The sequence below is a fragment of the Niastella sp. genome, from assembly GCF_045805085.1.
GTDB lineage: Bacteria > Bacteroidota > Bacteroidia > Chitinophagales > Chitinophagaceae > Niastella.
Window position 1 is genome coordinate 1 of record NZ_JBJMLX010000086.1, and the last position, 6,627, is coordinate 6,627.

Consider the following 6,627-nt stretch of genomic DNA (forward strand, 5'->3'; position numbering starts at 1 on the left):
ATTGATCATGCAAATTACTCGTCCCATGTTTTGAAATTTTGGTGTTAAAAACTAATGACGATCGACTTTGCAGGATTGGACAGGGTTTTAAAAGTATTATTTATGCCATTCTTGTTTTACAAAAAGACACGGAAAGAAAGAAGGCCATCCTGACTGTCAGGATGGCCTTGTAATGACTGCATAATAGACTGCGAAAACTAAATTTACATTTTATCTTTTACCACGCTGTTAATAAACTCTTCGATGTTGGTATAACCATCACCGTCGCGGTCTTTTACCGCATCAGCTGCGTTTTTGGGATTTAATTTGTGTGCTGTTTCCCAGGCATCGGGTATGCCATCGTTGTCACTGTCTTTATAAGGCGTTCCTTTGTATTCAGGATAACCACCTACCTGGCTGGGATCGGTAATGATACCTTGTTTATAAGAATCAACCGGTAAACGTTGGTGTACATATTTTTCACCCGGGTGAGTTAGAATACCACCTTCTGTATAATAGATCTTATTTTCCTTAACCTGTTTTACAATACGTGCATCAACCGGATCGCGTTTGGGCAAGGTAGCGCCTACGTGTTCGAGTACATAGTTATAGGCTTCCTGAGCCGGCATGATGGTGATCTTTGGCATGGGGAATGGCTGGTCAACGCGGATCTGTGAAGTGAATTCGCCGCAATCGGGCAATTCACGTACCTGTACACCACCAGCCCAGTTGTCTTTGGTAACGGCTTCGTTGCCTTCCATGATGTTACCTTGTACATACGCCTTACCAAAAACATTGGCATGTTCTTTATCGCGACCTGATTCCGGTTTCAGGATGCGATGGCCTATTGGTTTATCCAATGGGGTAATAGGACCAGGTTTGAAATAGTTGTTGATGAAGTTGAACAACGATTTGTTATCGCCGCCATCAGCGCTGCGGTTCCACCAGTTGTATACTACGTTGTTGGCGAAGTTAAAGTCTCCATCCATCCCAATTGACGGACTGCGGCTGATGTTGCTCGACCAAAGGTTACGTACAAACGCGCTGTTGTGTCCGCCAATAGTGCTGCCGAACGCATGGTTATATGTATCGAGCGCTTCGGAGAAAATGCAGTTCGACATGGTGATGTTCACGGTTGGCAATTTCTCTGGTTTTGAACCATCGCCTTTGTCGTACACGTGACGGTACATACTCATGTTCTCATCGAGTCCCCAGCTGGCAGATACATGGTCGAAGATGATATTACCTACGCCATTGCCACCCAATGCATCGTCGCGGCGGGTAACTTCTGTGGCACCCCGGCGGAAACGCATAAAGCGTACTACTACGTCATGGGTGTCTATCCATACTGATTCGCCGGCAATACAAACGCCATCACCGGGAGCAGTTTGTCCGGCAATGGTTATATAAGGTGCACGAATGCTTACCGGACTTGTTAAATGTATAATGCCTGATACGTTAAATACTACAATACGCGCCCCACCCTGCTCGCACGCCTCGCGGAATGAACCGGGACCGCTGTCGTTGAGATTGGTCACTACAATTACTTTACCGCCTCTGCCACCGAAAGTAAATGCGCCACCGCCTTCTGCACCGGGAAAGGCCGGGATTTTTGCCTGGGGCAGATCAGCTGGTTTGGAAGCCCAGGGAACATACGGTTTTCCTTTTTTGGCATCTGCTTCTACAATGGGTAAGGCTTTTGCCCATGCTTCATCAGACTTTTTCTTTATTGCTGCCATTACCTTATCGGCTGAATCTTCCACTGATTTTGGAATAGTGGGATATTGTGCACGTGTAACAGTGCTGAAACCTATACAAACCAGTGCCAGAACAGAAACCCGAAGGCTTTTTTTCATATTGTGAGATTTTGTGTAAACGTTTACAGGTTTATTGAAAAATAAAGGAGTGTTAAGGAGTACCAGGTTTAAAACCGCACGATCGCCGGATCATGAGGTCAGTATTGATAATAATATTGGCAGCCGGCCGTGCAGGATCTTCAATACGCTGGTACAACAGTTCTATGGCCCTTTTGCCGATCTCAAAACCATGTTGTCGAACGGCAGTGAGCGCCGGGTTGAGGGAGGCCGCCCAGTACATATCGTCGAACCCCACGATGGCTATCTGGTCGGGAATACGCACGCCCCGCTCGTGGATCTTTTCCAGCGAACCCAGCGTAAGCAGGTTGTTGGCGGTGAAGATGGCTTCGGGCGGTTCGGGCAGATCGAGCAGTTCAGCCGTAATATCTATCCCGCTTTGGAAATCGGAGGCGCGCCCGCGGATAAGTGTCTCATCTACAGGTAAATCGTATTTACGCAAGGCGGCTACATATCCCGCAATACGTTCATGCGTAGTGGGGATCGACAGGTTACCGGTGATGTGCGCAATGCGTTTATGACCCAGTTTTATCAGGTGTTCCACCGCATTGAACGCTCCGTGTTCATTGTCAGATTTCACCACATCGGTAAGGCAATTGGTCAGTCCGCGGTCAATACAAACCACTGCGTGCGCTTGCTCAATCAGGTCCTCGACGTATTTGTCGTGGCCGTGGTGTGGCGCTATAATAAAACCGTCTACCGACTCGGATTTTAGAATGTTGATGTACATTTTCTCTTTGTCGGGATCCTGGGAAAAATTTCCGATCAATACGGCCGAGCCGTTGGCATAGGCGGATTCTTCAATGCCGCGGATCACATCAATATAATATGGGTTGCGAATGTCTGGTATTACCAGGCCTATTAGCCTTCCCGATTTGTAAGAGGAACGTAAACGCTGGGCAACGCGGTTGGGATGGTAGCCGGCCGTCTTGATGGCTTTTTCCACCGCCAGTTTGGTTTCCGGTTTTACAACAGGATCCCCGTTCAATACCCTCGACACAGTAGCAATGGATACACCGGCCATTTTGGCGACGGATTTTAAACTGGCTGGTTGTTTTTGCGAAGTACTCAAAAGCAATCGTTTTTATTGTAAACGTTTTCAGGATCCTAATTTAGACAACAAATTCAGCATTTCTGACAGCCGGTTATTAAAAGTTTGAATTTTAATCCGTGATTAAAGAAAACACTTACTAATAAATGTCGGAATTACACCTCAAGGGGTTGCATTGGGTATAATAATTAACAGAGAAAGATCGATTTTTTGACAGGTCAATTTAAATAGCAGGCAATAGAAAACGGTGTTTTGGAGTACCCCTGCACTATTTCTTTACAATTTATACGTAACAGGATCTTATTGGTGTTCTTTACAATTCCAAGATCCAGTTGGGTTGACTTTTGTGTTTGTTTATCGATTATTATTACCTCATTCTGGTCTGTATTGGAGGTAGTTTTTAACCAGGTATAACCATTCCATTCGCCAAAAAGGCTGGAAGCCGGCATTATGACTTCATCTAAAAAGGGCAATGTATCATTTCTGAAGACAACCATTTCATTCTGCAGATCAATTTTCAGGGACTCCAAAAATTTCAGGTTGTTATCGGTAGTTGAAAACGTAACCACATTGGCATTGCGATTTACCTGTACTGATCCGGTTGACTGAACTACCGGAACTTTCCTCTTGAAACCAAGTAACTCTACGTGATAACTGTCTTTGGCAAGAAGGGAGTCGATAAATTTAACTTGGCTGCTGTTACCATGTTGGCTAAAAGTAGATTGGCTGGCAGCAACGAAGATAATAGATAATAAAAGCAATATTCTTGAACGCATCGTGACTATTATTCTGGAAGCTAAAATACAGGTTTTATCATATCACTTAGAATTAATATGAACTTATTTTCCCTGTTGGGGAAATAGTAAGTTAACTTTTTTGTATTTCCTGGTGGTCAATTCGGGTTTTATGATCTTGATCTTAGAAGGCTTCACAGGTCTAAGGTCCAGGTCAATATAATCGGTCATCATTGCTGTTGAGCAATTGAATAAACTCCTGGAAATTGTTGGCTATTGGTTCTACCATACGGTAATCCTTGTAAATAAGTCCATCTGATTTGTGATATCCGATCGTATGGCTATTGATGAGGTAATCACAAAAGGCTATGTAATGAGTGTCACCATTAGCGTGAAATTCCTCCCGGATCTTCTCCATTGGCCATAATGAAAACATACCTTCATTCCACTCACTATCTGCAAAGCCATTCACTTTTAGATATAATTTGGTGAAATCGGCCGGAAACTGGAATCCTAATATGCTTTCAATATCCCTTATCTTTTCGGGTGTCGCTCCTCCCTGTAGTTTTATGCCTTTTGATTTCCAATGTTCAATTGCCAGATCGGTCCATTGAGTGAGTTGTTCCATAATAATTTAAATTTTGAGCATCCGGGAACCTGGTTTGGAATTCCGCTATTATACGTTATTTTTCAACAACATGTAACCGCAGTTGGTACCGATCTGCAACAGGCGGCTGAGCATATCAAAAACATGCATGGTGAGTTCAGGTTACCCACCGTGTTAAAAGAATTGGACAGGATAACAAAGGAGCCCTGATTAGAATTTTTCTACCGGTAACAATTCCGCTTCAATCCTTTTTTTGAAAGGCTCGTATTCTTTTTCGGTATACCATTTGCTTTTTTGTGCGAGAAGTATATTTACACGTGTGCCTTGCTGTATAGTCACCGCAAACACACGCAATTACCGGATCGGTATCAACGCCGGCGGAACAGATCCTACCGGCGAAGATTCCCGATTGAATGTATTTTTTAAATATCCTGGATCGATCAATGCGTCCCGGTAATCACAAAATGATACTTTCCTGATCCTGTTTTCACCACTATATACTGGTCATCTGAGCTGGCTACCTTAACATCTTTCTGGGCCGACAGCGCTATGCCGCTTTCTGTAATGGTGCCTTCTGATGATGCCGGTAAATAGATATCTGCCGTTGTATTGGCAGGTATTTCTACATCCAGCGTCAGGTCGTTGCCATTGACTGACCAGCCGCTGCTTGCCGTTCCATAATACGTTTGCAGCGTGGCGGTGGCGTTGGTTAATCCACCTCCGGGGTGTGGTTGTATTTTTATGTGTTTATAACCAGGACCGTCTTCGTAGGTATCGAGCCCGGCGATAACGCGGTACATCCAGTCGCCAATGGCGCCATATGCGTAATGGTTAAAGGAATTCATCCCGGGCGTCTGAAAGGAGCTGTCGGGTTTTTGTCCGTCCCAGCGTTCCCAGATGGTGGTGGCGCCCATTTTAACCGGGTACAACCACGATGGGTAAGATTCCTGTAACAGTAAGGTATAAGCCATATCGGTATAACCAAAACGACTCAATACATGGCAGAGATACGGCGTACCCAGGAAGCCGGTAGTCAAATGGTTTCCATAGTCCTTGATATTCTCTACCAGTCGTGCCGCTGCCTGTGCCCGCAAGGTTTCGGGTAACATATCAAACTGCAAAGCCAGCACGTAGGCCGTTTGAGTGCCTGAAACCAGGCGTCCATTGGGAGTGAGGTATTCATTTACAAAGGCCGCTTTTATTTTTTGTAACAGTCCTTCATAAGTGGTTACATCTTCGGTTCTTCCCAACTGTTTGGCGGCATTGACCAGCAACTGGGTGGAATGTGCATAGAAACACTGGGCGATCAGGTATTTGTCGGTAACGGCGGATCTGCCGTCATTGTCGTCAAAGGGCCGGTAAAAAAGCCAGTCGCCAAAATGGAAACCGGTTTGCCACAGGTCGTTCCTGCTTTGTCCCTGCATATAACCTACCCAGGCCTTCATACTGCTGTATTGATCTTCGAGGATCCGTTTATCGCCATAAGCGAGGAACATGTTCCAGGGAAGAATGGTGCACACATCGGCCCAGCCGGTTGACCCGCCTGCATTTGGTCCCAGTACATTGGGTATTACATGTGGCACCGCGCCATCGGCTCTTTGATCGGCGGCCACATCATGCAGCCATTTGGCAAAGAAATTATTGACGCCAAAATTAAACGATGCCGTTCGGGAGAATGCCTGAGCATCGCCCGTCCAGCCAAGGCGTTCATCACGTTGCGGGCAATCAGTGGGCACATCGAGGAAATTGCCGCGTTGTCCCCATTGAATATTATGTTGTAATTGATTGAGCAATGGCTGTGAGCAGGTAAAGCTGCCCGTGGGTTGCATGTCTGAATACAGGGCTACCGCCGTGAAGTTGTCGGGGTTTATTTCTCCGGGATAGCCTTCTACCTGTATATACCGGAAGCCAAACCAGGAGAAATGCGGCTCCAGCGTTCTTTCTTCCTTACCATCCAGGATATAGGTGGCCGTTGTTTTGGCGGCGCGTAAGTTTTCGGTGTAAAAGTTACCATTTTTATCCAGCACTTCGGCATGCTTTATCACAATGGAATCACCGCTGTTGCCTTTTGCTTTTACCATTACCCAGCCAACAAGGTTCTGACCAAAGTCGAGCACGGTTTTTCCATTAGGCGTGGTGAGCACTTTTATGGGTTTGAAGGTCTCGTGCTTTCTTACCGGTTCATTATAGGTTGGGATCAAGACCTCTTTTGAAAAATCGCCGGTTTGTACGCCGCTCCATGCCGCTTCGTTGAAGGCTGCACTTGCCCAGCCGGTTCTTTCCTCGCGGGTATCTACAGTTTCGCCATGGTATATTTCGTCATAACGGATAGGCCCGGTGGAAGACTTCCAGGTGCCATCGGTTATCAGATCCTGGGTAGAA

General features: G+C 45.8%; 5 protein-coding genes. All 5 read right to left on the bottom strand.

Going from position 1 to position 6,627, the window contains the following annotated elements; genetic code table 11:
* Positions 1-203: 203 nt before the first annotated feature.
* Positions 204-1,835 carry a polysaccharide lyase family 1 protein gene (locus ACJ751_RS04145; RefSeq protein ID WP_407744111.1) on the bottom strand — a complete coding sequence of 544 codons (1,632 nt, stop codon included), beginning with the start codon at positions 1,833-1,835 and terminating at the stop codon, positions 204-206.
* 52 nt (positions 1,836-1,887) lie between these two features.
* The gene (locus ACJ751_RS04150; RefSeq protein ID WP_407744112.1) at positions 1,888-2,925 is read right to left on the bottom strand and encodes a LacI family DNA-binding transcriptional regulator; all 1,038 of its coding nucleotides are present in this window, start codon (positions 2,923-2,925) and stop codon (positions 1,888-1,890) included.
* A gap of 197 nt (positions 2,926-3,122) precedes the next feature.
* On the bottom strand, positions 3,123-3,680 hold the full coding sequence (locus ACJ751_RS04155; protein WP_407744113.1) for a hypothetical protein: 558 nt from the start codon (positions 3,678-3,680) through the stop codon (positions 3,123-3,125).
* Between the two features lie 172 nt (positions 3,681-3,852).
* Positions 3,853-4,266, bottom strand: a complete 414-nt coding sequence (locus tag ACJ751_RS04160) for an SMI1/KNR4 family protein (protein ID WP_407744114.1) — start codon at positions 4,264-4,266, stop codon at positions 3,853-3,855.
* Between the two features lie 419 nt (positions 4,267-4,685).
* A partial coding sequence (locus ACJ751_RS04165; protein ID WP_407744115.1) for a family 78 glycoside hydrolase catalytic domain occupies positions 4,686-6,627 on the bottom strand: 1,942 nt, incomplete at its 5' end.